This is a genomic window from Streptomyces sp. NPDC001941 (genome assembly GCF_040296945.1).
In the GTDB taxonomy this organism is placed as follows: domain Bacteria; phylum Actinomycetota; class Actinomycetes; order Streptomycetales; family Streptomycetaceae; genus Streptomyces.
Genome location: NZ_JBEOYE010000025.1, coordinates 1 through 26,558, shown reverse-complemented (window position 1 = coordinate 26,558; position 26,558 = coordinate 1). Strand labels below are relative to the sequence as shown.

At 72.9% G+C, this 26,558-nt stretch carries 27 protein-coding genes; 14 read left to right on the top strand and 13 right to left on the bottom strand.

What is annotated here, in order from left to right; genetic code table 11:
• Positions 1 to 3: 3 nt before the first annotated feature.
• The gene (locus ABT160_RS18775; protein ID WP_351648772.1) at positions 4 to 1,716 is read right to left on the bottom strand and encodes a PP2C family protein-serine/threonine phosphatase; all 1,713 of its coding nucleotides are present in this window, start codon (positions 1,714 to 1,716) and stop codon (positions 4 to 6) included.
• 473 nt (positions 1,717 to 2,189) lie between these two features.
• On the opposite strand from ABT160_RS18775, the gene ABT160_RS18770 reads away from it, so the two are divergent.
• From ABT160_RS18770 to ABT160_RS18735, 8 genes are all read left to right on the top strand, one after another.
• Positions 2,190 to 2,471, top strand: a complete 282-nt coding sequence (locus tag ABT160_RS18770; RefSeq protein ID WP_351648770.1) for an STAS domain-containing protein — start codon at positions 2,190 to 2,192, stop codon at positions 2,469 to 2,471.
• 239 nt (positions 2,472 to 2,710) lie between these two features.
• A complete protein-coding gene (gene merB / locus ABT160_RS18765; protein WP_351648769.1) occupies positions 2,711 to 3,334 on the top strand; it encodes an organomercurial lyase in 624 nt (207 codons plus the stop codon).
• Positions 3,335 to 3,426: 92 nt separating this feature from the next.
• A complete protein-coding gene (locus tag ABT160_RS18760) occupies positions 3,427 to 4,833 on the top strand; it encodes a NarK family nitrate/nitrite MFS transporter (protein WP_351648768.1) in 1,407 nt (468 codons plus the stop codon).
• Between the two features lie 162 nt (positions 4,834 to 4,995).
• Entirely contained in the window at positions 4,996 to 5,661 is a 666-nt protein-coding gene (locus tag ABT160_RS18755) for a pyridoxamine 5'-phosphate oxidase family protein (RefSeq protein ID WP_351648767.1), read from the top strand.
• A 145-nt stretch (positions 5,662 to 5,806) separates the two neighbouring features.
• Positions 5,807 to 6,229 carry a GNAT family N-acetyltransferase gene (locus ABT160_RS18750; protein ID WP_351648766.1) on the top strand — a complete coding sequence of 141 codons (423 nt, stop codon included), beginning with the start codon at positions 5,807 to 5,809 and terminating at the stop codon, positions 6,227 to 6,229.
• Between the two features lie 82 nt (positions 6,230 to 6,311).
• Positions 6,312 to 7,604, top strand: a complete 1,293-nt coding sequence (purB, locus tag ABT160_RS18745; protein ID WP_351648765.1) for an adenylosuccinate lyase — start codon at positions 6,312 to 6,314, stop codon at positions 7,602 to 7,604.
• 164 nt (positions 7,605 to 7,768) lie between these two features.
• The gene (locus ABT160_RS18740) at positions 7,769 to 9,373 is read left to right on the top strand and encodes an alpha/beta fold hydrolase (protein ID WP_351648764.1); all 1,605 of its coding nucleotides are present in this window, start codon (positions 7,769 to 7,771) and stop codon (positions 9,371 to 9,373) included.
• 216 nt (positions 9,374 to 9,589) lie between these two features.
• The gene (locus ABT160_RS18735; RefSeq protein WP_351648762.1) at positions 9,590 to 10,357 is read left to right on the top strand and encodes a L,D-transpeptidase family protein; all 768 of its coding nucleotides are present in this window, start codon (positions 9,590 to 9,592) and stop codon (positions 10,355 to 10,357) included.
• 40 nt (positions 10,358 to 10,397) lie between these two features.
• On the opposite strand, the gene ABT160_RS18730 is transcribed toward ABT160_RS18735, so the two are convergent.
• Positions 10,398 to 11,264, bottom strand: a complete 867-nt coding sequence (locus ABT160_RS18730; protein ID WP_351648761.1) for an alpha/beta fold hydrolase — start codon at positions 11,262 to 11,264, stop codon at positions 10,398 to 10,400.
• Between the two features lie 418 nt (positions 11,265 to 11,682).
• Between ABT160_RS18730 and ABT160_RS18720 the strand changes: the two genes are divergently transcribed.
• The gene (locus ABT160_RS18720; protein ID WP_351648814.1) at positions 11,683 to 12,123 is read left to right on the top strand and encodes a DUF3159 domain-containing protein; all 441 of its coding nucleotides are present in this window, start codon (positions 11,683 to 11,685) and stop codon (positions 12,121 to 12,123) included.
• Between the two features lie 75 nt (positions 12,124 to 12,198).
• Here the strand turns inward: ABT160_RS18720 and ABT160_RS18715 are convergent, their stop codons facing one another.
• Both ABT160_RS18715 and ABT160_RS18710 read right to left on the bottom strand, forming a co-directional pair.
• Positions 12,199 to 12,798 (bottom strand): hypothetical protein, encoded by a 600-nt coding sequence (locus tag ABT160_RS18715; protein WP_351648760.1) that lies wholly within the window; start codon positions 12,796 to 12,798, stop codon positions 12,199 to 12,201.
• Positions 12,799 to 12,888: 90 nt separating this feature from the next.
• Complete coding sequence (locus ABT160_RS18710; protein WP_351648758.1) at positions 12,889 to 14,682, bottom strand: SpoIIE family protein phosphatase; 1,794 nt, start codon at positions 14,680 to 14,682, stop codon at positions 12,889 to 12,891.
• A 236-nt stretch (positions 14,683 to 14,918) separates the two neighbouring features.
• Between ABT160_RS18710 and ABT160_RS18705 the strand changes: the two genes are divergently transcribed.
• A complete protein-coding gene (locus ABT160_RS18705) occupies positions 14,919 to 15,431 on the top strand; it encodes a hypothetical protein (RefSeq protein WP_351648757.1) in 513 nt (170 codons plus the stop codon).
• Between the two features lie 102 nt (positions 15,432 to 15,533).
• Here the strand turns inward: ABT160_RS18705 and ABT160_RS18700 are convergent, their stop codons facing one another.
• A complete protein-coding gene (locus ABT160_RS18700; protein WP_351648756.1) occupies positions 15,534 to 15,791 on the bottom strand; it encodes a hypothetical protein in 258 nt (85 codons plus the stop codon).
• Between the two features lie 211 nt (positions 15,792 to 16,002).
• Between ABT160_RS18700 and ABT160_RS18695 the strand changes: the two genes are divergently transcribed.
• On the top strand, positions 16,003 to 17,451 hold the full coding sequence (locus tag ABT160_RS18695; RefSeq protein WP_351648755.1) for a carboxylesterase/lipase family protein: 1,449 nt from the start codon (positions 16,003 to 16,005) through the stop codon (positions 17,449 to 17,451).
• A gap of 16 nt (positions 17,452 to 17,467) precedes the next feature.
• Here the strand turns inward: ABT160_RS18695 and ABT160_RS18690 are convergent, their stop codons facing one another.
• On the bottom strand, positions 17,468 to 18,154 hold the full coding sequence (locus ABT160_RS18690; protein ID WP_351648754.1) for an SDR family oxidoreductase: 687 nt from the start codon (positions 18,152 to 18,154) through the stop codon (positions 17,468 to 17,470).
• Between the two features lie 125 nt (positions 18,155 to 18,279).
• Here ABT160_RS18690 and ABT160_RS18685 point away from each other — a divergent pair, with 125 nt between their 5' ends.
• On the top strand, positions 18,280 to 18,843 hold the full coding sequence (locus ABT160_RS18685; RefSeq protein ID WP_351648753.1) for a TetR/AcrR family transcriptional regulator: 564 nt from the start codon (positions 18,280 to 18,282) through the stop codon (positions 18,841 to 18,843).
• 19 nt (positions 18,844 to 18,862) lie between these two features.
• Here the strand turns inward: ABT160_RS18685 and ABT160_RS18680 are convergent, their stop codons facing one another.
• Positions 18,863 to 19,528 carry an NAD(P)H-binding protein gene (locus tag ABT160_RS18680; protein WP_351648751.1) on the bottom strand — a complete coding sequence of 222 codons (666 nt, stop codon included), beginning with the start codon at positions 19,526 to 19,528 and terminating at the stop codon, positions 18,863 to 18,865.
• A gap of 33 nt (positions 19,529 to 19,561) precedes the next feature.
• Entirely contained in the window at positions 19,562 to 20,233 is a 672-nt protein-coding gene (locus ABT160_RS18675; RefSeq protein WP_351648750.1) for a TetR/AcrR family transcriptional regulator, read from the bottom strand.
• 185 nt (positions 20,234 to 20,418) lie between these two features.
• Here ABT160_RS18675 and ABT160_RS18670 point away from each other — a divergent pair, with 185 nt between their 5' ends.
• Positions 20,419 to 21,291: an SDR family NAD(P)-dependent oxidoreductase gene (locus ABT160_RS18670; RefSeq protein ID WP_351648749.1), complete on the top strand. Its 873-nt coding sequence runs from the start codon at positions 20,419 to 20,421 to the stop codon at positions 21,289 to 21,291.
• A gap of 105 nt (positions 21,292 to 21,396) precedes the next feature.
• Here ABT160_RS18670 and ABT160_RS18665 read toward each other — a convergent pair whose 3' ends face one another.
• The 5 genes from ABT160_RS18665 to metF form a co-directional block, all read right to left on the bottom strand.
• Positions 21,397 to 21,777, bottom strand: a complete 381-nt coding sequence (locus ABT160_RS18665) for a hypothetical protein (RefSeq protein WP_351648747.1) — start codon at positions 21,775 to 21,777, stop codon at positions 21,397 to 21,399.
• A gap of 247 nt (positions 21,778 to 22,024) precedes the next feature.
• Positions 22,025 to 23,620: a right-handed parallel beta-helix repeat-containing protein gene (locus ABT160_RS18660; RefSeq protein ID WP_351648746.1), complete on the bottom strand. Its 1,596-nt coding sequence runs from the start codon at positions 23,618 to 23,620 to the stop codon at positions 22,025 to 22,027.
• Between the two features lie 127 nt (positions 23,621 to 23,747).
• Positions 23,748 to 24,053 carry a hypothetical protein gene (locus ABT160_RS18655; RefSeq protein ID WP_351648745.1) on the bottom strand — a complete coding sequence of 102 codons (306 nt, stop codon included), beginning with the start codon at positions 24,051 to 24,053 and terminating at the stop codon, positions 23,748 to 23,750.
• Positions 24,050 to 24,217: a hypothetical protein gene (locus ABT160_RS18650; RefSeq protein WP_351648743.1), complete on the bottom strand. Its 168-nt coding sequence runs from the start codon at positions 24,215 to 24,217 to the stop codon at positions 24,050 to 24,052. The genes ABT160_RS18655 and ABT160_RS18650 overlap by 4 nt, the downstream gene beginning before the upstream one ends.
• Before the next feature lie 211 nt (positions 24,218 to 24,428).
• Positions 24,429 to 25,340 carry a methylenetetrahydrofolate reductase [NAD(P)H] gene (gene metF, locus ABT160_RS18645; RefSeq protein ID WP_351648742.1) on the bottom strand — a complete coding sequence of 304 codons (912 nt, stop codon included), beginning with the start codon at positions 25,338 to 25,340 and terminating at the stop codon, positions 24,429 to 24,431.
• Positions 25,341 to 25,517: 177 nt separating this feature from the next.
• Here metF and folP point away from each other — a divergent pair, with 177 nt between their 5' ends.
• Complete coding sequence (gene folP, locus ABT160_RS18640) at positions 25,518 to 26,366, top strand: dihydropteroate synthase (RefSeq protein WP_351648741.1); 849 nt, start codon at positions 25,518 to 25,520, stop codon at positions 26,364 to 26,366.
• Positions 26,367 to 26,558 lie beyond the last annotated feature (192 nt).

Genomic DNA, 26,558 nt, shown 5'->3' with positions numbered 1-26,558 from the left:
CCGTCAACTCGGGGTGTACCGCCCCCTGGTGTGACCGTCCACGGCCGACAGGTGCGCGCCGTGCCGGGCGCTGACGGCCAGGAGCGCCATGTCGCCGTGCGGGGTGCGGCCCGCCCACTGCGAGGCCAGCATCAGGACGCGTTCCGTGGTGGCGTACGCGGGCAGCCCCGCGCACTCGGCGAGACCGGCCCGCAGCCCCTCGTCGTCGAACGGTTCGTCGCCGACGGGGCCGCCCTGGGCCTGGGTCACCGCGCTGGTGTGCAGCAGCAGGGTCTCGCCCGGAGCCAGTGTCGTGGTGGTCGTGGTGACCTTGATGTCGGGCAGGGCGCCCACGGCGGTACCCCGGCCCCGGACCTCCTCGACCTCGCCGTCCGCGCGCAGCACGTGCGGCGAGGGGTGGCCCGCGTTGGTCACGCGCAGCCGCGTGTGGGCGCCTTCGCGACCGACGGAGACCAGCACCAGCGTCGCGTACGACAGGGGGCGCGCCGCGAGCAGCGCGCGGTTCAGCAGGGTGAGCATGTGCTCGTGGTCGTCCGCGAACGGCAGCAGCGCGTCGAGCGAGTTGCGCATCCGGCTGGCGACGACGATGCCCTCCATGTCCTTGAGGGCCACGTCGCCCAGGACGGCGAGGCTCTCCCCGTCCTCGGTCGCGGCGGGGTACACGACGCAGAAGTCGCCGTGGCCGGTGATGGACGTGGTGTGCCCGCGCCGCCGCCCGGAGAAGTCCGTGCCCTGGGCCCGCTCAAGCAGCGGCAGGCCGAGGTCGGGCATCAGGATGCTGACGAGCTGGGCCTGCTGGGAGTGCAGGCGGGTGGTCTCCAGGGCCGCTCCGACGCGCGCGGCGAACTGTGCCGCGTACGCCTCCTCCCCGGCGTCGAAGCCCGCCCTGCCGCGCCGCCGGAGCAGCACCAGGGCGCCCATCGCGCGTCCGTGGCCGGGGAGCCGTTCCACCAGGACCGACCCGATGTCGGCGACCGTGCCGGCGAAGTCGTCGGGGACGGCCCAGGAGGGCAGCAGGCCCGGGTCGAGCCACGCGGAGCCCGGTGTGGGCAGCCCGTGCAGGGCCTCGTCCAGGGCGGGCAGCTCGGACGTGTCCAGGGCCAGTCGGCCGTGCACGGGCTCTCCGCCCCGCACGCACCAGGTCACGGGACGCGAGTGGCCACCGCCCGCGCCGACGACCATCGCCGCGTCGGCGAGGTGCTCGGCCGCCAGGCGGATGGCGGTGGTCGTGCAGGTCCGTACGTCCGGAGGCCCGCGCAGCTGGCCCGAGACCTCCTCCAGCAGGCGGGTCCGCTCGCGCTCGTCGGCGAGGGCCTCGGCGGCCGACTCCGGTCCGCAGCTGTCCTCCGGCAGCTGGGCCGGGGACGCGTCGACGAGCCACCAGACCGCCGAGCCGTCCGGCGCGTACCCGGGGAGCGCGTCGAGCGTGCGCCCGCCCAGGTGCCCGCGCACCGGCTGGCAGGCGTCACGGGCCGCCAGGCCGGTGCGGCGGACGTGCGCGCGTACGAGCCAGGCGGGGGCGAACGCGGAGAGGAGCTGACCCGGGCGCGCGCCCGGGAAGAGCTCGCGGGCAGAGGGGTTGAGGGAGACGAGCCGTCCGCAGGAGTTGAGCGACACCATGGGGCGCGGTGCGGGGACGACTTCGGGCGCCGGGGCTCCGGTCGCCGCGACCGCCGTGGCGGCTTCGGGACAGGACTTCACTCGTGAAGTACGCATCAGTGGTGGGCCTGTGCCAGCGCCCTCACTCCCTCGGGGGTGTCGAAAGGGGTGTCGAATGGGGTTCCGGATGACGAGTCGAATGGCAAGCCGAGCGGATGTCGAACTCCGCTGCTTCCGGAGCCAGTTCACCACCCTCCTACCCGGGCTTCAAGCAAAGGCTTTCCGATTTCCGTACTACTCGTCCCACTCGTGACCGACGGGTGAGACGGCGCAGGTGACAGAGGTGCGAACGGCGCTCAAGCAGAAGCGAGTTCGGCTCGCGCACGCGTTCCCCGGATAGCCGGTACGGGTGAAATGGCCCAGGGGCGGGCCCAGTTGTCGTACGGAAGGCGTCGTGCGGGAAAACGTCACGCCACTTCGGCGGCTACGGTGTGCCGAGCAGTCCAGTTCGTACGGTTCAGAGCTCCAGAGGATCAATCACGGTGCGCCGGTCCCTCATTTCCCAGTCCTACGCCTACGGTCGCGGATACGTGATCGAACTCGAAGGGCACATCGACTACACGTTCATCGACGACCTGACGACCGCGACGGCGGCCGGCATGGCCGAGCAGCACGGTCCGATCGCCTTCCGGCTCGGCGAGGTCCGCGGATGCGACTCCTCGCTCCTGAACCACTTCCTGGCGACCAGGTGCCACCGGCCCGTGATGTTGATCGCGGCGTCCCCCTCGGTCCTGCACCTGCTTGAGCAGACGGGCACGACCGAGGCGTTCGAACTGCACGTCGACACCGCGTCGGCGCTCGACGCCGCGTGAGCCGGGCCCGCCGCCGGCGGACGGCGGCCCGCCGTCAGTAGGTGACGGAGGCGATCGGGGCACCGGCGGGGGTGCCGAGCCGGGCGTGGTCCGCGTCAGGGGTGGTCCGGGCAGTCATGGGCCAAGCTTGTGCGTTCCGTGACCATTCAGCCAATGAATGTCCCCATCGGGCCGCAACCCGTACTTTGGAAGGGGGACGGACGTTCCGGCGCTGCTCGGACCCGGAGGAAAGGCTGTTCATGCCGCAGGCGCGTATTCAGGAACTGTCGAATCAGCTGGTCGCCACCTGGGCCTCGCCGCAGGGTGTGAAGCTCATGGCGGCGGGCGCCACCCTCGTCGGAGGCCTGCTGGAGAGAGGTCCCCTCACCACCGCCCAGGCCGCCCAGCTGCTCGGCTGGCCCGAGGGCGAGGTCCACGAGCGCTTCCACGGGATGAAGTTCGACCTGGAGACCGACGGCGAGGGCCGGATCACCGGGGCCGGGGTCTCCCTCGACGACAAGCGCCCGCACACCATGGAGATCCAGGGCGCGCGGCGGTACGGCTGGTGCGCCATGGACGTGCTGATGTTCCCCGTGGTCTTCAAGGAGCCCAACAGCAGGGTCACTTCGCGCTGCGCGGCCTCGGGCGAGCCGATATCCCTGGTCGTGACCCCCGACGGCGTGCGCGACCTGTCGTCCGGGACGGTCGCGGTGACCCTCGCGCCCTCGCGCGGCGGCGAATACCGCGAGGTCTTCTGCGACCGGGTCAACTTCTACGCCACGCCGGAGCTGGCCGCCGAGGCCGCCGACCGCGACCACGACCTGGAGCCGTGCACGGTGGACGAGGCCTGGGAGGTCGGGAAGCGCCTGGCGGGCCTCTTCTGAGCCGTGCGGGGCGCGCCCCGCACGCACCGGAGCGGCAGCGCAGCGGAGCAGTAAAACGGGCGAAAGCGGCGAAACGCTCATAACGTGACCGTGTGACGATTCAGAGCAGCGGGTCCACGGACACGTACCGTCCGGGTTCGACGATCGAGGACTGGCGCCCCGAGGACGAGAAGTTCTGGGAGTCGGTGGGCCGCAAGGTGGCCAACCGCAACCTATGGGTCTCCGTCCCGGCGCTGATGCTGGGGTTCGTGGTCTGGCAGGTCTGGTCGGTCACCGTGGTCAGGCTCGGTGACGTCGGCTTCGGCTTCTCCAAGTCGCAGCTGTTCTGGCTCACCGCGATCCCGGGCATCACCGGCGGCACCTTCCGCATCCTGTACACCTTCATCGGGCCGATCTTCGGCGAGCGGAAGTTCACCGCGTTCAGCACCCTCATCCTCGTCGCGCCGATGCTCTGGCTCGGCTTCGCGCTGCAGGACACCTCCACGCCGTACTGGGAGATGGTGCTCATCGCGGCCGTCTGCGGCATCGGCGGCGCCAACTTCGCCTCCTCCATGGCGAACATCGGCTTCTTCTTCCCCAAGCGCGAGAAGGGCAGCGCCAACGGCCTCAACGGAGGCCTGGGCAACCTCGGCGTCAGCGTGGTCCAGCTGGTCGCGCCGCTGGTGGTGACCGCCGCCGTGCTGGGCGCCCCGGCCGGCGACCCGCTGCGCGACACCAAGAAGAACACCGACGTGTGGCTGCAGAACGGGGCCTTCCTCTGGGTGCCGCTGCTCGTCATCATGGCCCTGCTCGCCTGGTTCCTGATGAACGACCTGAAGGTCGCGGCGGCCCCCTTCAGCGAGCAGAAGATCATCTTCAAGCGCAAGCACAACTGGGTGATGACCTGGCTGTACGTGGGCACCTTCGGCTCGTTCATCGGCTTCGCCGCCGGCCTCCCGCTGCTGATCAAGGACAACTTCCAGTCCCAGGGCTACCAGGCCACCACCTACGCCTGGATCGGCCCGTTCGTCGGCGCCGTCATGCGCTGGGCGGGCGGCTGGCTCTCGGACAAGATCGGCGGCGCCCGGGTCACCATGGTGTCGTTCGTCGGCATGGCCGCCGCGCTGGTCGTGGTGATCACCGCGCTGCCGAGCGGCGGGGACGGGGGCAACTTCTGGACCTTCTACATCGGCTTCCTGGTCGCCTTCTTCTTCTCCGGCCTGGGCAACGGCTCGACCTTCCGCCAGATCCCGGTCATCTTCCGCGACCACCACACGAAGATGGCCGCGGGCAAGGGCCCCGAGGCCCAGGCGGCGGCGCTGAAGCAGTCCGAGATGGAGGCGGGCGCGGTCACCGGCTTCTCCTCCGCGATCGCGGCGTACGGCTTCTTCTTCATCCCCGCGATGTTCGCCAACTTCGCGGTCACCAGCTCCCTCTGGTGCTTCGTCGCCTTCTACGCCACGTGCCTGGTGGTCTGCTGGTGGTTCTACGCCCGCAAGGGCGCCGAAGCCCCGAGCTGACCCCGGCCCTGCTGACCCCGGACCGGCCCGGACCGACCCGGGCCGGTCCGGCCTGCACGAGAACGCGCTGGCGTGCCGGGCGTCGGGCCGGGTGCGACATTCCGTACGATTCCCGCCCGTTCAATGCGACGATTCGTCGACTCATCGACTTATCTTCGCGTCATGCCCCCCACGAAACGCACGACAGCGGTGCGATACCCGGAGCGCGTCACCTACGACCGTGACGACGCGTACGCGATCCTCGACGAAGCCCTTGCCGTCCACGTCGGGTTCACCACCGAGGACGGCCCCGTCGTCGTGCCCACGCTGCACATGCGCGAGGGCGACCAACTCCTGCTGCACGGCTCGGCGTTCGGCCGGTTCATCACGACCGCCGCCGCCGGTGCGCCGCTGTGCGTGACGGCGACGCTCATCGACGGGGTCATCCTCGGCCGGGCCTCCTCCCATCACTCGGCGGCCTACCGCAGCGTGATGATCTTCGGGCGGGCCACGGCGGTGGAGGACGAGCGGGAGCGCGCCGAGGTGCTGGCCCGGGTCGTGGAGAGCGTCATCCCCGGCCGCCTGTCCGGACCGAACGCGGCGCGACGGCCGAGCGTGGAGGAGGCCCACTACACCGCGGTGCTGAAGGTGCCCATCGAGGAGTTCTCGATCAAGGTGCGGGCCGGCTTCGCCAGGGACGAGCCCAAGGACGACGCGGTCGAGGCGTGGGCGGGGTGGATCCCGCTCACCGCGACCCCGGGGGAGCCGGTGCCGGACGCCATCACCGGCGACCGCTTCCCGCCCCCCGTCTACGACCCCGAGGTCCACCGCTTCCGCCAGGACCGCTGAGCCCGGCCGTACGCACGCACTCCGAGGCCCCACCGTTATCCACGGTGGGGCCTCGACGCGTCCCCGGGGTTATCCCGTACGATGAACTGGTCAACCTAGTGCAATACAGTGATTGAACTAGTTCAAACGAGAAAGCGGGTTGTCCATGTGGCAGTGTGAGCAGGTCGTCGGAGCGAGCCTGGACGTGGCCGAAGTCGCCGCCCTCTACCGGGCGTCCACCCTCGCCGAACGGCGCCCGGTCGAGGACACCGACCGCTTCACGCGGATGCTCGCCGGCGCCAACCTCGTCCTCACCGCCCGCACCCCGGAGGGCCGCCTGATCGGCATCGCCCGCTCCGTCAGCGACGGCGCCTACGCCACGTACGTCAGCGACCTCGCCGTGGACGCGGACTTCCAGCGCCGGGGCGTGGGCCGGGACCTGCTCGCCGCCACCCAGGCCGCCGCCCCGCAGGCCAAGGTCATCCTGCTCGCCGCCCCCGCCGCGGTCGACTACTACCCGCGCATCGGCTTCGCCCGCCACGAATCGGCCTGGACCCTGGGCGGGCCGCTGCCGGGCCGCGAGGGCTGACCACCCCGAACCGAACCAGCAGTCCGGGCGGACGCCGGGGACGCGAAGGCGCCCCCGCGTCCGCGGAGGAAGAAGGCACCGCGTGATCCCCCGCTACACCCTCCCCGCCATGGGAGCACTGTTCACCGACGAGGCCCGCTACGCCCTGTGGGCCGAGGTGGAGGTCCTCGCCTCCCAGGCACAGGCCCGCATCGGCGCCGTACCGCAGAGCGCCGTCGACGCCATGCTCCAGGCACCCGTCCCCACCCGCGCCCGGGTCGCCGAGCACGAGGAGGTCCGGGACCACGAGGTGCTGTCCTTCCTCGCGGCCTACTGCGAGCACATCCCCGAGGAGGCGGCGCGCTGGGTCCACCACGGCATGACCAGCTACGACCTCGTCGACACCGCCCAGGGCGCCACCCTCGCCCGCGCCACCGACCTCGTCCTGGACGCCGCCGCCGGGCTGCGCCGCGTCCTGGTCGAACGGGCGCTGGAGCACTGGGACACCGTGATGATCGGCCGCACCCACGGCGTCCACGCCGAGCCCACCACCTTCGGCCACAAGCTCGCCGTCTTCGCCTTCGCCGTCGACCGCTCGATCACCCGCCTCACCGCCGCCCGCGAGGCGATAGCCGTCGGCACGATCTCCGGCGCGGTGGGTACGTACTCCCTCATCGACCCCCGCGTCGAACAGGACGTCCTGGGCGCCCTCGGCCTCACCCCCGAGCCGGTCCCCAGCCAGGTCGTCGCCCGCGACCGCCACGCCCAGCTCCTCCAGGCACTCGCCCTCCTCGGCGCCTGCGTCGAACACCTCGCCCTGGAACTGCGCCTGTTGCAGCGCACCGAGGTGCGCGAGGTCGAGGAGCCCCGCACCGGCGCCTACCAGGGGTCGAGCGCCATGCCCCACAAGCGCAACCCCACCACCAGCGAACGCCTCGCCGGCCTCGCCCGGCTGCTGCGCGGCTACGCGGACACCGCCATGGAGAACGTCGCCCTGTGGCACGAGCGCGACCTCGCCCACCAGTGCGTCGAGCGCGTCGTCCTCCCCGACGCCTTCTGCGTGGCCCACTTCCAGAGCGTCAAGGCCGCCGAACTGGTCGCCGGGCTCACGGTCCGTACCGACGCGATGGCCGCCCACATCGACCAGACCGACGGCCTGGTCCACTCCTCCGCCGTCCTGGCCGACCTCCTGGACGAGGGCGTCGAGCGCGAGCACGCCTACCGCACCGTCCAGGCCGCCGCCACGGACACCGCCACCACCGGCGAGCCCTTCGCGTCCTCCCTGGCCCGCCACGGCATCACCCCGCGCGCCCCGCTCACCCCGGACCGTTTCCTGGTCCACCACGACGTCCTGCGCCGCCGCCTGGAGGAACTGCGGGAGCGCACCGGGTCCTGAAGCGGGGGCTGGCGGGTCCTGATCCGGACGTCGGTGGGTGGGGACGCCGGTCCGACGCCGGAGCGCGCGCCGGGGGATACGGACCCGAGACCAGACGTACACAAACGCCCCACAGGGTGGCTTCACGGAGTTCTCGCACTTTCCGACACACAACGGAGACCTCGATGACGAAGCCGCACCCCGCCCTGTCCGCCACCCACCGCCCGGCCGCACCGCCGGCGTCGTCCCGGATCCGGGCGCGCGCCACCGCCGGCGCGGCCGTCGCCGTCCTGGCGGTGTCGCTCGGCCTGCCCGGAACCGGAGAGGCGCACGCCGCGGGCCGCGAACCGGGCGGCACGGGCGGGAAGCTCGACTGGCGCCGGTGCGCGGACGTGGCCAAGGGCTGGGACAAGGGCGACAAGGCCACAGAGTGCGCGACGGTGGAGGTGCCGCTCGACTACGCGAAGCCCGAGGGGCGAAAGGTCGGGATCCCGGTCAGCCGGATCAAGGCCGGCGACCCCTCCAAGCGGCGCGGGGTGCTCTTCCTGAACCCGGGTGGCCCCGGTTACGGCGGCGTCGACCAGCCCAGGGAACTGCTCGGTACGCGCCTGGCGGACCTGGGCCGCAGCTTCGACCTGATCGGGTTCGACAACCGGGGCATGGGCTACAGCGACAAACCGGGGTGCGCCGAGCTCTCCGTCGACAACATCCCCGAGCCGCCGGCCGGGCTGAAGGGCAAGGCCAGGGCGAAGTTCCTCGACGACGCCATCGGCCGCGGGCTGAAGACCTGCGCGGAGCGGGACGAGGCGTTCGCCCGGTCCACGTCGACGGCCACCGCCGCCAAGGACATGGACCGTGTCCGCGAGGCCCTGGGCGAGAAGAAGATCAGCTACTTCGGAGTCTCCTGGGGCACCGCCCTGGGCGCCTCCTACCGGAGCCAGTTCGACGACCGGGTGGACCGCATGGTGCTCGACTCGATCCTCGCCCCGGGACAGTCGACCTTCGACATCGGAGCCGGGAGCGCGGCGAAGGAACGCCTCTTCGGACGGTTCGCCGCCTGGATGGCGGCACGCGACGGCGAACTGCGGCTGGGGGCCACGCCCGACGCGGTGACGAGGAAGCTCCTCGCCCTGCGCGACGCGCTGGAGAAGAAGCCGCGGGGCGACCTGACGGCGGAGGACCTGCAACTGAAACTGACGTCGTCGCGCGCCGAGTGGGCCTCGGCCGCCCAGGCGCTCCGGGACATCGCCGCGGGAAGGACGCCCGCGGCCCCGGCGGACGGCGACGCCCCCGCACCGAAGCCCGGTGCCGGCACCGCTGCCAACGGCTACGACCGGCCGGAGGCGGACGGCGACTACGAGTTCAACAACAAGGCGTACCAGTGCACGGACGCGGCGGGCGATCGCACCTTCGAGACGGCCTGGAGGCAGGGCCAGGAGCTCAAGAAGCGCTACCCGGTGGGCGGTTACTCCGCCTCGGGCACGACCAAGTGCTCAGGCTGGCCGCTGCCCGCGCGGCCCGCGAAGCTGGAGCGTGGCAACAGTCCGCTGCTCATGTTCGCCCACGAGTACGAGACCAACACGCCGTTGACGTGGGCGAAGGAGATGAAGAAGAACATCGGGGGCTCGCTGAGCGTCATCGACGACGACGTGCACGCCTCGCTCAAGGACCTCGACGCGCCCGCCCGCGCGGCCGTCGCGTTCCTCGTCTCCGGTATGCCCGCCGCGGCGGCGTACGAGGGCGCTCCCGTCCCGGACCTCCCGAAGGGGCCCGCCGGACGCGGTCGCTGAGAAGAGCCCGTACGGAACGCCGGGGCCGCTGCCCTGCGCCTTCGGGAACGGGCGCTGACACCCCCTCACCCTCCTCACCGCGCGCGTCACACGTGTGGCACGCCCGGCGCGCCGGGTTCGCGTGGTCCGACCACGATGGCAGGCGTACCGGACGGAGAACCACGAGAACGCGAGAACACCAGAACGCGAGAACACGGAGAACGAGGAGGCCCGCCCGTGGCCGCGACCGCGCGCACAGTACTGCTGTTGGCCCTCACGGCCGCCCTCGCCCTCGGCGCCGCACCCCAGGGCTCGGCCGCGGGGGCGGGGAGCGCCCCCGTCGAGGCGGTGGCGCCCGCGGGTCCCGAGCCGTCCTGGCCCAGGCTGGAGGACGTGCCCGCGGGGCAGACGAGCAAGCAGCCGCCGTACTGCACCAAGTCCACCGGGCCTCGCCAGCGCGAGCTGGAGCGGCACCTGCGGCTGCGCGTCGACGGGCGACAGTCGCCCGCCGACTGCGCGGCGCTCGCGCGCTTCCAGAGCCGCGAGGGCATCCTGCCCGCCATCGGGTACGCGGGCGAGGTGACCTGGGGCCGAATCGTGCTGCGGGGCGAGCGGGCGCGGCCCAACCGGGGCGGGCGCTGCCCGTGGACCGCGCGGCCGGTGGCGTGCGTGGACCTGGACCGGCAGATCATGTGGGTGCAGAGGAAGGGGAGGGCGGTGTTCGGCCCCGTGCCGGTGCGCACGGGGCGGCCCGCGTACCCGACCCGGCCGGGCCGCTACGCCATCGGCGTGCGCAACCGCGACCACTACTCCACGCTGTACCAGGCGCCCATGCCGTACGCGCAGTTCTTCGACGGGGGCCAGGCCTTCCACGGCACCTGGGGGAGCGTGTACCGGGAGCCCGCCTCCCACGGCTGCGTGAACCTGCGCATGACCGACGCGGCGGCCCTGTGGAAGGTGCTGCGACAGGGCGACGAGGTGGTGCTCTGGGGGCGCAGGCCCTGAGCGGTGCCGGAGACGGCGAGGGCCGGAGAGGCCCGCTGCCTCAGCCCAGCACTCGCCCGAGGAACCCGCGCAGGTGGCCGGCGACCACGTCCAGGTGGCTCTCCAGCAGGAAGTGGCCCCCGTCGACCAGGTGTACCTCGGCGTCCTTGGCGTCTCGGGCGAAGGCCTCGGCGCCGGCCGGTTGGAAGATCTGGTCGTTGGCCCCCCATACGGCGAGCACCGGTACCTGGCTACTGCGCAGGAACTCGTGCAGCCGCGGGTAGAGCGGGCGGTTGTTCTGGTAGTCGCGGAACAGCGCCAGCTGGATCTCGGCGTTGCCCTCGCGGGAGACGAGGGCGAAGTCGTGTTCCCAGGTGTCCGGGCTGACCAGGCTCGGGTCGGCCACGCCGTGCAGGTACTGCCAGCGGATGGCGTCGATGTCCAGCGCCACGCGGACGGCGGGTTCGGTGGCGGGGCCGGGGTCCGCCCCGTAGGCCCACACGTCCTTCCAGAACGACTCGACGAAGCCCTCCTCGTAGCCGTTGCCGTTCTGGGTGACCACGGCCGTGATGCGCTCGGGGTGCCGGAGCGCGAGGCGCCATCCGATCGGGGCTCCGTAGTCCTGTACGTAGAGGGCGTAGCGGACGACGTCCAGCTGGTCGAGGAGCGCCGAGGTGAGGTCGGCGAGGGCGTCGAAGGTGTACGTGAACTCGTCGGCGCGAGGGGCGTCGGAGAACCCGAAGCCCAGGTGGTCCGGTGCGATGACGTGGTACTTGTCGGCCAGGAGCGGAATGAGGTCGCGGAACATGAACGAGCTGGTCGGGAAGCCGTGCAACAGGACGATCACGGGGGCGTCCGCGGGCCCGGCCTCGCGGTAGAAGATCTCGCGGCCCTCGACGGTGGCGGTCCGGTGGTGCACCGAGCTCATGTCTAACCCCTTTGAGTGCTTGAACCGGTTAGGTATGTGCCATGCAAGCATGCGAGGGGCTAACCGGTCAAGTGTCTTAGAGAGGTTAGGTATGGGCTGTGCCTCCGTGTCACTTGGTGACACGATCGTGGAACCAGGACTGCGAGGAGAGAGTGGCTGTGATGGCCGGTTCGGCGCGCGACGGGACCGAGGGCGCCGCGAGGGTGAGGGCGACCGGGGAGCCCGAGGGGGTTCGGGCGGGTCGGGGCGGCGGCGCGATGAGCGAACAGCGGCGCGGCCGGCTCCGGTTGGAGATCTCCCGCGAGGCGGCTCGCCTGTTCTGGGCCCAGGGCGTCGACGCGACCAGTGGTGATCAGATCGCCGCGGCGGTCGGGCTCTCGACGCCTGGAAGACCGGGTCGGCCAAGGGCTACTTCCTCCTGGGCATCTGGTCCAACCTCCTCCTGGGCGCGGTCTTCCTGCTGTCCGTGGTGGTGCGCCGTCCGCTGGCCGGCCTCGTGTGGGGCGCGCTGAACGGCACCGGTACGCGCTGGCTGCGCGACAGGCCCTCCGTCCGCGCCTACGACCTCGCCACCCTCGCCCTGACCGCCGTCTTCGCCGCCCGCTTCGTCGTGCAGCAGTGGCTGTACGACGCGGACGCCACCGGCTGGCTGGCCGCGGCGAAGATCGCGATGGGCTACCCGCTGCTCGCCCTGGCCCTGATCGTCGTGGTGTGGGCGGCCCGCCGGTCGGACAAGCGGCTCGCCGCCCAGGCCCGCGTAGCCGCCGCCACCGCGCCCGCCGCTACTGCGTCCGCCGCCACCGCGCCCGCTGCGCCGCAGTACCCGCGCATCCCGCGGACCGTACACCGCGGCCACTGACACGGGAGCGCGCGGCATCCGGGAGCGCAGGCATCCGGGAGCCCTGCCGCCCGCCCGGCCCTGCGTCGAGGCGGCTCAGTGCGGATGCGGCGGCCGGCGGTGGGGGTCCGGGGCTTCGAGGCGCTCCGTCCCCGCGGCCCGCGGGTCCTGGGGCCAGGGATCCTCGACCACGAGCACGTCCCAGGTGGGTTCCTCCCCGGTGCCGGAGGACCACCAGCGGACCAGGGGGCGGGCGAAGACGACCAGCGAAGCAGCCGCGGCCATGACGGCGAAGTGGCACGGCGCCGCCCACGACGGCATCACCTGTGCATGCGCGCCGGAGGCCCACTCGCATCCGTAGGACAGCGGAAGGACCTGCACGCGCGCGGTGAGCTCACCCAACTGCCGTCCTGCGCCCGGGCCTTGCAGGCCGTGCAGGCAACTCACCCACACCTCGTCCGTGATGCCCACGGAAAAGGGCCGCCGGAGCGCCACGGTGACGACGGCCGTGCTCACGCACAGGCCGAGCAGTTCGAGCCATGCCCATGGGCCCCACCGCCCGGCCACCCACGACCGCCGCCTGACCGCCAGGTCCAACGCCTTCGCCATCAGCGCCGCGACCGCCACCGACACGACGACGCCCACCGTGAGCACGCCTGGCGACACTCCTGCCTGGAGCACTCCCGCGTGCGACACGAATACCCCTCCCTGAGTCGCGAAGTGGCCTACCAGGGTGCGGAGTTGCCGGAGGCCGTGGTGCGCGACGCAGTAACCATCCTAAGGAGGTCAGGTCGCGCCGGGGGTGACGACCCGCAACGCGAGCAGGACGACGTCATCGGTGTGCTCCCGCCCTGCGAGCGTGTCGGCCAGCAGGTCGAGCAGCCGGGGCAGCGGGGTGTGCTCGTCCGCCTCGCGGCCCAGCAGTCGGGCCGCGTGTGCGGTGGTCTCCTCCAGGCCGCGCGCCGGCTTCTCGACCAGGCCGTCGGTGTACATGACCAGCACGGACCCGGGTTCGAGGACGCGTTCGTAGACCGGTCGGCCCTCCCGTGGGGTGAGTCCGGGGAAGAGCAGCCGGCCGTGCTCGGACAGGTGCTCGACCGCTTGGCCGGGGCGGGCCAGGAGCGGGGGCGGGTGGCCCGCGTTGATCCACCGCAGCAGCCAGCTGCCCTCGGGGCGGGGCAGGAGGTGGGCGTGGACGAGCGTGCCGCTGATCCCCGTCCCCAGGTGCTCGTTGGCGCGCTCGACGGAAGCGACCGCGGCCCCGGGGCTGCCCGCACGGTCGACGTCAGCCTGGCGCAGCATGCTGCGGGCCTGTCTCATCAGGGTGGCGGCACGCGTGTTGTGCCCGGTGATGTCCCCGACCGTGACCGCCCACGGCCGCCGCTCCTCACCCGCGGCCCGCTCGCCGGGGAGGGGATAGGCGTCGTACCAGTCGCCTCCGACCATGTCCCCCTTCGAGGCCGGCCGGTACAGCGCCGCGAGCTCGAGACCGTGCGCCTGGGGAAGGGCGGTGAGCATCGCCTGTTGCAGCTGGCGCGCCACGCTCACGCGCTCGTCCAGGCGCAGGGCGCGCTGTACGGCCAGCGCGGTGTACCCGGCGATCACCGTCAGCACCGCACGCTCGTACACGTCCGTCTCATGCGGTTCGTCCCAGGCCACCACCAGGGTCCCCAAGGCGGCCCGGCTCGGTCCGGGCAGCGGTACGCACACCGCCGAGTCCAGGCCCATCGCGTCGAACACCGCCACCGTCTGCGGCGCGTACCCCTCGATCAGGGTCTGCCGGTCCGGGACGGCCACGATGCGGTTCTCCCGCGCGGCCTGCGCCGATGGCCACGCGTCCGACAAGCCGTAGCGCGGCAGCTCCTGCTCCAGGGCCACCGGCCCGGTGACCGCGTCCACCTCCCGCCGCAGGACCTGGTCGTCCTCACGCAGCACCAGACCCACGTACGCGGGCTTCAGGTCCCCGCTGACCAGCTCACTGACCGTACGACGCACCTCACCCAGCCCGGACGTGTCCGCCAGCAGCTCCGCCGCCCGCAGCAGCAGCTCCGAACGGTCCAGCTGGTCCTTCAGCGCCCGCGCGCCCTCGTGCGCCTGCCCGATGCTCTCTTCCGGCACCCACCGCGTCCCCGCCGCCGCGTGCCCCGGCTCCCGTGCGCCGCGCCGGGTGGCCTGCGGCGCCGTCTCGCCTGCGCGCAGCCGCAGCTCCGCCGCGCACGCATCCGCCAGATCCGTGAGGTCCCTGAGGTTCTGGTCGCTCCAGGACCGCGCCTCCGTCTCGAAGGCGGCCAGCACCCCGAGCAGTTCACCGGCCCTGCCCCGGACAGGAACGGCGACGAACGCCTCACACCCCACTCGCCGCGCGGCCACGCCGGCAGCGCACTCGACGAGGCGGGGCCGCCCGGCGCCCGCCACCCGACGCAGCACGTCCGCGAACTCCGGCACGTCGTGCGCCCAGCCCGAAGGCCAGCTCCCGACCACCTCGACATCCACTTCGCCACCGGGAAGCGACGCCGCGGACGCGACCACCGCCCCCCAGGCACCCAGCACGCCGGCCGTCAGGCGCGCAAAGTTCTCCACGGGTCCGTCCACCATCCGCTCAAGCACGTCGTCACCACGACGCCGTCAACGCAGCTGACAGACCCTACCGGCCGACCCGCTCGACCCGCACCTCCACACGTCCGCGATCCGCCCCACCGCATGCCTGAGCGAATCGGAGACCGGTTCCACGTCACACCACGCATACGAGGCGGTGCACGGGACAGGAGCTGGTCGTGCACCACCTCACATGCCGGACGATCAGGGAGGACCGACCCATGACCGACAGAACCACGTCCTCCGCCGGGCTGGCCCACTACTCCTATGCCGAGGCCGTCGCCCACTGCGACAACGGCCCTGCGGGGCCCTTCGCACCGGACGAGTGGACCGCCTACCGCGACGCGAGCGGACGCATGTCCGCGGTCTTCCACTACCGCCGCACCGAGTTGACGACCGTCACCGACCACCGAGGTGCGGAGCAGACGCTGACTCCCGTGGTCGACGGCCACGTGTGGCCGCACGGCTTGGCGTTGGGATGGAACGAGAGCGACGGATGGTCCTACGCACCGCTGCGGGACGAGCGGGGCACGACAGGGGAGCAGTGGACGTCCCTGCCGGTTCCGCGTCTCGCCTCCCCGGGCACGTTGCGCGAAATCCTGCCCCTGCTCCTGAGCGGCCACGAGGCGCTGCCCGGTTACGAGGAGCAGTGGGCGGATCCCCGCGCCGAGACACTTGAGCGCCACCTCGCCCCGGCCCGGCACGAGGTACCCCCGCGGACCCCCGGCTCCTGATCGGCGGAAGAAGGGCGGGGCAGTGTCCGGACCCGCGATCCGGCCCGGACACCTTGGCCCCCGCGACACGGTCCGGACCCGCGACCCGTCCGCAGCGACCCGCTAGGACGCCGTGTCGGTGCCCGGGAGTTCGCACGCCCCGGTCGCACGCGGGTCGGCGCCGGTGGCCAGCCACTGCTCGCGCACCCACGCGGGGGTGCTGTTGATGGCGCGCAGCGCGTCGTGGCACGCCTTGCTCAGGGTGTCGTCGTCGACCCCGTGGCGCTTGAGCGCGTCGACGAACGCGTCCCAGGTGACCGGGTCGAGTTCGCAGGTGGGTTCGCCGTCGGTACCCGGCGTTGACAGCTGGTCGAGGCTCATGTCTTGCTCCTGGGCTGGTTCCGGTCGTCTCCTGTGGGGAGCTTCTGTGTACCGCGTACGGCACGGCCGACCGGGAAGGCGCGCGCCGGTGGGGACCGGAGTGCCCCGACCGGAGTGCCCCGTGTGGACACACGGTCGTGTCGTGTGCGGGGCCAGTCGTGTGGGGGTACGGGTCCGGACGGACGGGCCGCGAGCGAAAGGGGCGAGGGCGATGGCCGGGACCGGGGACTGGGTCACCGAGACGGACCGGGGGCGGGTCAGGGGCCTGGTGCGGGACGGGGTCGCCTCGTTCCGGGGCGTCCCCTATGCCGCGTCCCCCGTCGGCGAGTTGCGCCTGGCTCCTCCGCGTCGGCATCCCGGGTGGACCGGGGTGCGGGAGGTCGTGTCGGCGGGTCCGGCCGTGCCGCAGGGGCCCTCCCGGCTCGAACGCGTGATGGGCCGTCGGGCGCCGGACTGGGACGAGGGGGGCTGTCTGACCGTCAACGTCCACGCCCCCGCGGGGGCGTTGGAGGCGGACGAGCTGCGGCCGGTGCTGCTGTGGTGGCACGGCGGCGGCTTCAGCAGTGGGTCCGGCGGCTGGGACTGGTACGACGGTGCGCGCCTCGCCGCGCTGGGCGGCATCGTGGTGGTGACGGCGAACTACCGCCTGGGCCCGCTCGGTTACCCGTACCTGCCGGAGGCCGATGCCGTGAACCTGGGGGCCCGGGACCAGGCCGCCGTGCTGCGCTGGGTCCGCGACAACATCGCCCTCTTCGGCGGTGACCCGCGCCGGGTCACGGTGGGCGGCCAGTCGGCCGGCGCCTACTCCGCGCTGGCGCTGGCACTCGATCCGGGAACGGCCGGGATGGTGCGCCAAGTCCTGCTGCAGAGCGGCCCGTTCGGCCTTCCGCCACAGGACCCGGAACAGGCGGCCGAGGTCACCGCCGCGTACCTGCGGATCCTGGGCGTCCGGGAAGGCGCCGATCCGGTGAAGGCCCTGCGCGCCCAGCCCGTCGAGCACCTGCTGTCCGCGTACGCACGCCTCGTGGGGCGGCTCGCGCGGCCCGGGGACGCGACCCCGCCGATGTACCCGGTCCTGGGCGGGCCCGGGATCCCGGACGACCTGCTCGCGGCGGTCGCACGGGGCGGCCTGGGGGACCGGCCGCTGCTGATCGGCACGACGAGGGACGAGGCGACGGCCTTCACCGCCTTCGACCCGGGGCTCCGCGGCCTCACCGCCGACGGCGCGGTGGAGTCACTGGAGCCGCCGTACGGCGCACGGGCCCGAGAGGTCTACCAGCGGTACGCGGGCCCGCGGCCCGGTGCGACGCCCGCGCAGGTGCTCACCGCGGTGCGGACGGACGGCCTCTTCCGGACCGGTTCACTGCGCGTCGCCGACCACCACGCGGCGGCCGGGAACGCCGTGTACGCCTACCGGTTCGACCGCCGGCCGGCTGATGACGCGTACGGCCTGGGCGCCACCCACTGCGGCGAACTCCCTTTCCTCTTCGGTACCTTCGACGCCTATCCGGACAGTCCGATGCTGGGCACGCCCACCGAGGCGGACCGGGTGCTCGGCCGTGCGTTCGCCGCCGCGGTCGCCGAGTTCGTCACGACCGGCGCGGTCGGCGACTGGCGGCCCTACGAGCCGGACGGGACGTTCGTCCGGCACTTCGGGTGAGGCGCGTCGCGCCGGGTCACGCGGCGCCCGGGGCGACCGCCAGGCCCTTCTTCACCCGGCGCGTCAGGTCGTCGGCGAGGATCTCCGGCAGCCCGTCGGCGACACCGCGCAGCGCCAGTGCGGCGACCTCGGCGGGGTCGGACTTCTGGTCCGCCGGGACGTGCGCGGCCATGTCGGTGTCCATGTAGCCGACGTGCAGGGCCGATACGGCGATGCCCCGGGGTGCGAGCTCCTCGCGGGACGCGTCGGTCAGCGCCCAGGCGGCGGCCTTGGTCGCGGCGTAGGAGCCCAGGGCGGCCGGGTGCGCCCAGGACAGCACGGAGAGGACGTTGAGCACGGCCCCGCCGCCGTTGCCCTCGATGACGGGGGTGAAGGCGCGGGTCAGGACCAGGGGGCCGTAGAAGTTCGTCTCCATCTCGGCCCGGACCGCGTCGACTTCGCCGGTGAACAGCGAAGCGCCGTTGGACAGGCCCGCGTTGTTCACCAGCAGGGTGGTGTCGGCGGCGATCGCGGCGGCCTTCCGGATCGACTCCTCGTCGGTCACGTCCAGGCGCAGCGGGGTCACGCCGGGCAGGTCGACCGTCTCCGGCCGCCGGGCCGCCGCGTACACCTTCGCGCCCCGCTCGACGAGCTGGCTCGCGAGGTGGCGGCCGAGGCCCCGGTTGGCGCCGGTGACCAGGGCGACGGCGTTCTTGAGTTCCACGGGTCCTCCCAGGGGGGTGGTGCGGCCGGTGGCCGGCCGCACTCAATAGATGATGGATGTAATCCAACAGCCCGGGTAGGATAGATGTCAAGCGTCATCGAATACGGAGAAGGCGGAGGTGTCCCATGGGGCGGGTGTCGCAGGCGCAGGCGAGGGAGAACCGCCGGCGGGTCGTGGAGACCGCCTCGCGGCTGTTCCGGGAGCAGGGCGTCGACGTCAGCGTCGCGGACCTGATGAAGGCGGCGGGCCTGACCCACGGCGGCTTCTACAAGCAGTTCGCCTCGAAGGAGGCGCTGGTCGACGAGGCCACCGCGCACGCCTTCGCCGAGCGCGCCGGGGCGTACGGGGGAGGGGCCGCGCCCGGCCCGGACGCCCGCGCGGAACTGGTCGGGGCCTACCTGTCCGCCGACCATCGCGACAACCCGGCCGTCGGCTGCCCGGTCGCCGGGCTCGCCACCGACATGGCGCGGTCCGAGGAGGACAGCGAGGCCCGTCTTACGTACGCGCGCGGCGTGGAAGCCTTCGCCCGCCAGCTCGCGGACGGCGCGGGCGAGGGGGACGGCGACGGCCTCACCCGCCTGAGCGCCATGGTCGGCGCCCTGGTGCTGGCCCGGGCCACGCGCGGCACGCCGCTGTCGGACGACATCCTCGACACCGTGCGCACGGCGCTGACCGCACCGCGGGCGTGAACCGCCAGGACCGGCGGCCTCAGGCCGCCAGGCGGTTGATGGCGGGGGTGTCCAGTACGGCTCCGGAGGTCCCGCCGGAGCGCACCGCGGCCAGCATCGCCCGGCCCAGCGCGTCGCTCGTCGTGACCTGGCCGGGGAAGGCGCGCCGCAGCAGCGGGAAGAGCGCGCTGGTCAGCGGCCGCAGGGCCCGCAGGGCGCGGGAGCGGGGGACGGCGCCGCCGACGGGGTGGATGTAGCCGGGCCGGACCATCACGGTCCGCAGGGGCAGGGCGCTCAGCTCGTTCTCCGTACGGCCCTTCACGCGGGCCCACATCTGGCGGCTCGTCCCGGTGGGGTCGGTGCCGGCGCCGGAGACGTACGCGAACACCAGCGACGGGCTCGCGGCCTGCAGTGCCCGGGCCGCGGCGAGCGCGAAGTCGTACGTGACGCGCGTGTAGGCGGCCTCGTCCATGCCGACGGACGAGGTGCCGAGGCAGAAGAGGCAGGCGTCCAGACCGGTCAGCCGGTCCTGGAGGGCGCTGTAGTCGGTGAAGTCCTCGTGGACGACCTGCCGCAGCTTGGGGTGGCTGACGGGCAGGGGGCGGCGCAGTACGGCGAGCACCTCGGTGACGTCGTCGTCGAGCAGGCAGGCGCGCAGGGCGCCGTGCCCGACCAGTCCGGACGCTCCGAAGACGATCACGCGCATGGGGGCTCCTGGGGTGCGGGGGCGGGGCGGGGATCAGGCGCGGGCGAGCGCGCCCGCGGTGAGGGTGGTCAGCATCTCGTCCAGCGAGTCGGCGAAGTCCATCGTGAACGCGGCGAGCGCCGGGTCCGCCTCGTAGGCGGCGAGCATCGCCTCCGAGGGCCGGGCGTGGGTCCACACGGCGCCGACCGTCATGATCACGGCGGCGGTCAGCCGCGTGGCGCCGTGCTCACCCAGCTCGGGAAGGTGCCCACGGACCAGCGCGGCCAGCTCCGCGACGCGCGCGATGGCGGCCCTCTTGTAGCGGGCGGCGACCTCCGGGGAGACGTTGTGCTCCAGCACGCCCGCCTGGGCGCTCAGCAGGTCGCACAGGGTCCGGCGGCCGTCGAGCGAGCCGGTCAGGGCGGCGGCGAGCTGCTCGCCGCGCCGGTCCGCCGGTGCCGCCGCGTCGACGGCGGAGTCCAGGAGCGCGGGGAGGTCGGCGTTCCACTGCCGCCAGGCGCGGTCGAGGAGCTCCAGCAGGATCGCCTCGCGGGACTCGAAGTAGCGCAGCACGTTGGACTTCGCGAGGCCGACGCGGCGGCTCAGCTCGTTGAGGCTGACGGCGGTGACGGGCAGCTCTTCGAGCATGGCGGCGGTCACGTCGAGTACGGCCCGCCGCCGGATCTCCCGCTGCTCCTCGCTGCGCGCGCGCTGGAAAGTCGTCATGCCGACCATGTTACAGACTGCCGGTCTTTTGACATCAGACCGGCGGTCCCTTACGTTGGTCGTGGAACAACAGACCGCCGGTCTGAAACGGCGTGACGGTCGTGCGCACACCCCGCACGGGTCGCCGCGCGCCCCTTTCCCTTCCTTCACTCGTATCCCTCCACTCGTACGAATCGAGCCCACCCATGTCCCGTACCTCGCAGACGTCCACCGCGCCCCGCACGCCCAGGGTCTGGTTCGTCACCGGAAGCTCCCGCGGCCTCGGCCGCGCCGTCGTCACCACCGCGCTGGAGGACGGCGACCGCGTGGTCGCCACCGCCCGCACGCCCGAGCGGCTGGACGACCTCGTCGCCCGCTTCGGCGACCGCGTCCACCCCGTCGCCCTCGACGTCACCGACGAACGGGCCGTGCTGCGCGTCGTCGAGGAGGGCCTGGAGGTCTTCGGGCGCTACGACGTCGTCGTCAACAACGCCGGCTACGGCGACCTCGCCGCCGTCGAGGACACCACGATGGAGGCGTTCCGCGCCCAGATCGACACCAACTTCTACGGCGTCGTCCACGTCAGCAAGGCGATGGCGCCCGTGCTGCGCCGCCAGGGGTACGGGCACGTCCTCCAGGTCTCCTCGCTCGGCGGCCGGATCGCCTCGCCGGGGCTCACCGCCTACCAGAGCGCCAAGTGGGCCGTCGGTGGCTTCTCCCTCGGACTCGCCCAGGAACTCGCGCCGTTCGGCGTGCGGGTCACCGTCCTCGAACCGGGCGGCATGCGCACCGACTGGGCCGGCTCCTCGATGACCGTCCCGCCCGTCAGCGAGCCGTACCGGGCGACCGTCGGTCTCTTCGCCGACATGATCAGGAACCAGGAGGCCGACGCGGTCACGGCCGCCACCGCCGACCCCGCGCGCGTGGCCCGCATCATCGCCGACCTCGCCGGCCGCGACGACGCCCCGGCCAGGCTGCTCCTGGGCCGCGACGCGGTGGGCCTGTGGCGGGACGCGGCGCAGGAACTGTCCGCGTCGGACGAGAAGTGGCGCGAGGTCTCCGAGTCGGCCTGGGTCTGAAGTCCCGGTCAGGGGGCGGGCGTTGCGCACGGTCCGGGGAAGGGCTTTGGCCGATGTCAGGGGCAGGGCCTTGGGCGATGTCCGGGGGCTTTCGGCCTCCACGCCTCAGTCCTCGACGGCCACCCGCCCGGATTCCGTACCGAAGCCGGACAAGGACGGCAGCGTGACCGGGACCGGGGCCGAGGGAGCCCGGCGGGCCAGCAGGCCGTTGCCCGGCCCGGCCGCCCCGGTCGGCACGTCAGGGTCCAGGACCGGGTCGGCGCGGACCTCGAAGCGGTGCACCCGCAGGGCACACACCGCCGCGCGGGTGCGTCGTACGCCGTCCCAGTCCGGGTCCCTCAGACGGAAGAGGCCCGGCGTGCCGGGAACGGGTTCGAACTGCTCCCGGGACATGAACCAGCGGGCCAGGTGCGGGGCGACGCCCGGGGAGGCGTACGCCACGAAGCCGTACCGGGGGTGCGCGCCGAAGCGGAAGTGCGGGGACACGGGGAAGCCTCCCGGGAGCGTGTCGGCGGGGAGTGCCCATGGGGTCCGGCGCGCTCGGGGTGACAGGGAGGGCGCGCCGGACCCGGGGCCGGGACGCCCTTTCCGGCGGACGCCCCGTCACCGGTTGAACGTCCCGCGGGCCCGGTCGGGTTCACCCCCGGCGCCGGGAACTCCGTCGCCCGAGACCTGCCCGCTCAGCCCGCGACGGCCACCCGCCGCCGCTCAGCCCGCGACGGCCCCCAGTCGCTCAGCTCGCGTTCTGCTGGGCCGTCGTGCCCGTGCCGTGGTCGGCGACTGCTTGTGCCTGGGCGCCGCGCCCCGTCAGGTCGTTGCCCACCACCCACGTACCGCTGGAGTACGCCACCACGCAGATCGCGGCCGTCTCGGCCGAGCCCGGTGCGGCGTTGACGGCCGTGACCGTGTTGCCCTGTACGAGAGTGTCGGCCGCCGCGCCGCCCACGCGCACCCCGTAGGTGGTCGCCCCGTCCACCCGGTTGCCCCGTACGGTGGTGCGGTCCGACCCGGTGTTGATGCCGGGGCCGGTCGTGGTGAGGACCGTGTTGTCGGCGACCAGCGCCCCGGTGGAGCCGGTGTCGACGCCGATGCCGTCGCCCTGGACGTCGCTCACGCGGTTGCCGGCGACCAGGGCGTTCGGCGCGTTCTGGACGTGGATGCCCTGGGCGTTGCCGGTCGGGGCCGTGCGCAGGGTGGTGGTCACGGTGTTGCGGCTGACGGTGAGGCCGTCGGTCTGCGACGCGTAGATCCCCGCCTCGCCCCGTACCGAGGTGAGCGTGTTCCCGCTGATCGTGAGGGAGCGGTGGCGCGCGCCGTTCGCGGGGACGGTGGCCGAGATGCCGCCCCCGCCCTCGACGGCGCGGACGGTGTTCCCGCTGACCGTGATCCCGCTGAGGCCGTTGCCCTGCGGGGAGTTGAGGTAGATCGCGTGCGAGGCGACGTTCTCGATCAGGTTGTCCGCGATGACGGAGTCCTGCCAGTCGGCGGCACGGACGCCGAAGGCGCCGCTCTTCTCCACGGTGTTGCCGATCACCCGGATCCCGCGGTGGAACACGCCCTTCGCGCCCCAGTGGTCGCCGCACAGCGCGCCGAAGGGACCCGTGGTGGTGCCGGCCCGCAGGGTGCAGCCGGTGATCAGGACGTTCTCGCAGGGCGTGGAGTCGTAGGCCGGGGCGGGCAGGTTACCCTCGGTGGCGCAGGTGATCTGGACGGCCTCCTTGGTGGTGAGGCTCGCGCCGTCGCCCGGGTGGTGGCCGTCGAAGACGCAGTCCACCACGGCCGCGTTCCGTACCGCGTTCAACTCCACCGCGTGGGCGGAGGGCACGTCGACGAACGTGCAGTCCTTGACCAGGACCCCGTCGCAGTGGGCGAACCCGAAGGCGTCGCTCTGCCGGCTGAACCGCGCGCCGCGCATGTCCCACACCCCGCCGAGGACGGCCACGCGCCCGGCACCCGCGTAGCCGGACACGGGCGTCGCGGTGTCGAAGTTCTTCACCAGCGCCCCGGTGTCCCCGGTGCGCACGACCCGCGCGCCGTACGCGACGACGGTGCAACCCGCCCCGAGCACCAGGGCCGTACCGATCGGGTACGTGCCCGGCGGGACCAGCAGCGTGGCCCCGCCCGGAACCGCCTTCAGCGCGGCGAGCGCGGCCCGGAAGGCCGCCGTGTCGTCGGTGGATCCGTCGCCCCGGGCGCCGTGCGCGGTCACGTCCACCACGGTGGCCCCGCCCGTGCCCGCTGCCGCCGCCGGTGCGGCCCCGGCCAGCTGTCCGGCCCCCCAGGCCCCCGCGAAACCGCCCATGGCCAGCATCAACGCCCGACGCTCCATGCGTCCTCCCCAGTTCGTGATCAGTGATCACGGGGAGGGTACGGGAGGGGGCGCGGGGCCACCGACGCCGCGGGCCTACCGACGCCGCGGCGGTCGCCCGCACGCCCGACGGCGCGCCCCGTGCCGCTCACGAGGCGATGGTGACCTGCATGCCGCAGCCGTTGCACCAGAAGTACGAACCGTCCGCGTCGACGTCGTCGCTCCCGCAGCCCAGGCAGGGGTCGCCGACGAAGCAGGCCGGCGTGGGGGTCCCGGTGTTCGCCGCGCGCTGGATCTGCGCGATCCGGGTGTCGGAGTAGCAGCCGATGCACATGCCGATCACCTTGGCGGAGGTGGGCGCCGGGAGCTTCATCGGTCTTCTGGCACACCGCTGGCACGGCAGCTTGCCCACGACCTCGGGGTCGAGGGGCTGGAGTCGTGCGCGTGAGCTCATGCCAGGACCGTCCCCGAGCCCATGCACCCCGAGCACCGGCGCTTCACCAGGTCGCCGTGGTGGTTGGTCCACTCCGTCGTGCCGGTTCCCCCGCAGTCCGTGCACGTCTTCTGGCGTGGCAGCTGTTCGTCGTCGCCGGGCATGGCCTCCCCTTCCCTGATCACCGTCCGTTCATATCGTGTCACTGAACCGCGCACTCGTCTGCGGTATCGGAAGGACTACGTCCCCGAAGGTCCGCTGAACTCCGCCGAATCGGGACGCGGTGCACCCGATTCACCCGGTACGCACTCCTGTTCCTTTGTTCACGCGTGCGAGCAGTTGTTCTGTTCGCTCGTGCGAGGGGTTTGTTCGCGCGGGTGCGGGGGGTTTCGACGGTTACGCGTGCAACCCCAGGTTCTGGTAGATCTCCGTCGTCACCGTGGAGAAGTTCATCGTCATGAAATGCAGGCCCGGCACGTCCTCCGCGAGCAGGCGCCGGCACATTTCCGTCGCGTACTCGATCCCGGCCGCCCGGACCGCGGCCGGATCGTCCTCGGCCGCCAGCATGGGGTCGGACAGGGCCCGGGGGATCCGCGCCGTGGAGAGCGTCGGGATGCGGCGCAGCGAGCGGATCGTGGTCACCGGCATGATTTCCGGAATGATCGGCGTATCGCACCCGGCCGCCGCCACCGCGTCGCGGAAACGCAGGTACTCGTCCACGTCGAAGAACATCTGCGTGATCGCGTAATCGGCCCCGGCCCGGCACTTCTCGACGAAATGGCGGACGTCGAGGGCCCGGTCCGTGGAGCGCGGGTGCATCTCGGGGAAGGCCGCCACCCCCACGCAGAAGGTGCCCGACTCCTTGATGAGGCGGACCAGTTCCGCCGCGTACCCGACCCCCTGCGGATGCGTGGTCCAGGTCCCGAGCGGGTCGCCCGGCGGATCGCCGCGCAGCGCGAGGACGTTGCGGACCCCCTGGTCGGCGTAGTGGCCCAGGATGTTCCGCAGCTCCGCCACGCTGTGGTCCACCGCCGTGAGGTGGGCGACCGGGGTGAGCGTCGTCTCCGCGGCGATGCGGCCCGTGACGTCGATGGTGCGCCCGCGCGTCGACCCCCCGGCGCCGTAGGTGACGGACACGAACGTCGGCGACAGCGCTTCGAGCCGCCGGATCGCCTTCCACAGCCCGACCGCGGCCTCCTCGCTGCGCGGAGGCATGAATTCAAACGAATAGGAACGGCCTCCGCGCGCCAGGAGGTCGCGAATGGAACGGGCACTGTCCGAACGGGTACTTGGAGTTCCAAGAGACATGGCTCAACCCTATCCGTCGTGTGAAATCGACGCAGTCCGCATCCACTTGCTGATACGCGCCGAATAAATGCCGTCCCCCGGTACACAATCGGCGTCCGAACCGGCACAATCCCCATCATGAAGAACACGGACACCGGATTTCCGCATTCCCTTCCGGTCTGGGGACGCTGCGGCGTCATGGGCATTCTCAACGTGACACCGGACTCCTTTTCCGACGGCGGACTCTGGATCGACCCGGCCCGCGCCGTCGAGCACGGGCTGCGCCTGGTCGAACGGGGCGCCGACGTGATCGACGTGGGAGGGGAGTCGACCAGGCCCGGTGCCCGGCGCATCCCGTACGAGGAGGAGCTGCGCAGGGTCCTGCCCGTGGTCAGGGACCTCGCCGCCGCCGGGGTGCTGGTCAGCGTGGACACGATGCGGGCCGGGGTGGCGCGGGCCGCCGTCGACGCCGGGGCCCGGGTGATCAACGACGTCAGCGGCGGACGCGCCGATCCGGACATGGCCCGTGCGGCGGCCCGCGCGGGCGTGCCGTTCGTGGTGATGCACTGGCGCGGCCACTCCCGCGGCATGGACGAGCTCGCCTCCTACGACGACGTGGTCGCCGACGTCACCCGGGAGATCGCGCGGCAGCTCGATCACGTGGTGGGCGCCGGCGTCGATCCCGGTCAGGTCATCGTCGACCCCGGCCTCGGCTTCGCCAAGGACCGCGACGACGACTGGCAGTTGCTCGCCGGGATCGACGCGCTGTCCCGGCTGGGCCGTCCCGTGCTCGTCGGCGCCTCCCGCAAGAGGTTCCTGGGCACGCTGCTCGCCGACCCGGAGACCGGTGAGCCGCGGCCCGCCCGCGCCCGGGACGCCGCGACCGCCGCCGTGTCCGCGCTGGCCGCCGCCCGGGGGGCGTGGGCCGTACGCGTCCACGACGTCGCGGACTCCGCCGACGCCGTGCGCGTGGGGTCCGCGCTGCGCGCCGCCGAGCACCGCGCACGCGCACGCACCACCACGCCCCTGACCACCACCCGCCACTGACCGTCCCCTCCCGGGCGGACCCGCGCACCACACGAGGCGGGCGGTGAGTCCCGTCACCACTCGAAACACGAAGCGGGCGGTGCGTCCCGTCACCACGCGAGGCGGGCGGTGGGGGCCCGCCGCGGGGGCGGCGGGCGGGGCGCCCCCCCCCCCGCCCCCGGCGACGGCCCCGGGGGGGGGGGCCCCCCCCCC